The sequence below is a fragment of the Mesorhizobium sp. M7A.F.Ca.US.002.01.1.1 genome, from assembly GCF_004022955.1.
Lineage (GTDB): Bacteria > Pseudomonadota > Alphaproteobacteria > Rhizobiales > Rhizobiaceae > Mesorhizobium > Mesorhizobium ciceri.
In genome coordinates this window covers 1-532 of record NZ_RZQE01001034.1, presented here as the reverse complement: position 1 = coordinate 532, position 532 = coordinate 1, and the positions used below count along the sequence as shown (strand labels likewise).

At 62.2% G+C, this 532-nt stretch carries 1 protein-coding gene; it reads left to right on the top strand.

The annotated features are described in order from the left end of the window. Window positions 1-85 precede the first annotated feature (85 nt). Window positions 86-532: nitroreductase family protein (locus EN932_RS37560; RefSeq protein ID WP_245483425.1), on the top strand; the 447-nt coding region annotated here is incomplete at its 3' end.

Below are 532 nucleotides of genomic sequence, written 5' to 3'. Positions count from 1 at the left end.
CATCATACTGAGCTGAATCAGTCTCGAAATAATCACTCGTCCTCGTAAATTGGGCTCCGCAATCACTTGATAAGGGAGCCATCCAATGAACTGCATCGCCACCACCGGACCCGCAACCCGCGTAGCCGCCGAGATCTTCGGGGAGACCGGGAAGAGCGAAAACGCTTTCGCCACGAACGCCGTCATCGAAACGATCCTGAGCCGCAGTGCCGCCAAGTACTACGACCCTGCTGCCACCTTGAGCGACGACCAGATCCGCGACCTGGTGCGTATCGGCACGTCCGCGCCAACCTCCTTCCACCTGCAGAACTGGCGTTTCATCGCCGTACGCTCGCCGGAAGCCAAGGCCCGGCTGCGTCCGATCGCCTGGAATCAGCCCGCGATCACCGACGCGGCCGTGACCTTCATCATCATCGGCCAGCTGGCCGATGCCAGCACCGTTCCAGCCCGCCTGGCACCCGTGGTGAAAGCCGGCATCATGCCGGCGCACCTGGTGCCGGAGTGGGAAATCCCCGCTCGCGGTCTGTATGAT